The organism is Tenacibaculum sp. 1_MG-2023, assembly GCF_030547425.1.
Taxonomy (GTDB): Bacteria; Bacteroidota; Bacteroidia; order Flavobacteriales; family Flavobacteriaceae; genus Polaribacter.
Window position 1 is genome coordinate 1 of sequence record NZ_JAUORH010000052.1, and the last position, 834, is coordinate 834.

General features: G+C 29.4%; 1 protein-coding gene. It reads right to left on the reverse strand.

What is annotated here, in order from left to right:
* Positions 1–43: 43 nt before the first annotated feature.
* A partial coding sequence (locus Q4517_RS15405) for an IS3 family transposase (RefSeq protein WP_303511285.1) occupies positions 44–834 on the reverse strand: 791 nt, incomplete at its 5' end.

Sequence of the window (834 nt, forward strand, 5' to 3'; positions counted from 1 at the left end):
TGAGTCGTCCTGAAATAGATTGACAGTTTTTATAAAATATTAATTAAACCTTTGAAGCTAGCTTCAAAGGTTTTTTGTTGTGTATAAAGTTAGGTGTTTTCATATTCAAACTCAAGTGTGGTCTTAGATTATTATAAATATTTATTGATTGTTTAATCAGTTTTTCTAATTCCTTACCTGTATTACATTTATAAATTAAAAATTCATGTTTCAAAATTCCATTAATTCTTTCTGCTAAAGCATTTTGATAACAGTCGTATCCATCGGTCATTGATGATTTTATTCCTTTTTCGGCTAACTTGTTTTGATATATTGTAGAACAATATTGTAATCCTCTATCAGAATGATGAATCATTGGTCCAGATGTAAGTCTATTTTTAATTGCCATAGTTAAAGCTTTAACTACATTTTCTGCACTCATATCATTACTTAAATGATATCCCATAATTTTTCTACTAAAAGCATCGGTCACCAAAGATAAATAATGGGTTCGTTCTCTACTTTTTACATAGGTAATATCACTGACAAAGTATTGTTCTGGGTGCACTATCTTTGTTTCTTTGATTAGATTGGGATACTTGCGTAACCAATGTTTAGAGTTAGTGGTTTTAGTGTAATTCTTTTTAGGTTTGATTAACATGGATTCTGAGCGTAAATAATCAAATAGGGCATCTCTACCTATTTTTATTCCTTGATTATTAAACTCATTCTTTAGTAAATAATACAACTTTCGAGTACCTATTCTAGGCATTTGCATACGTATTTTTAGAACTAAAGGTTTAATTTTAGAACGTTCTGATCTTCGAGCGTTCTCTCGCTTAATGCTTTGATAGA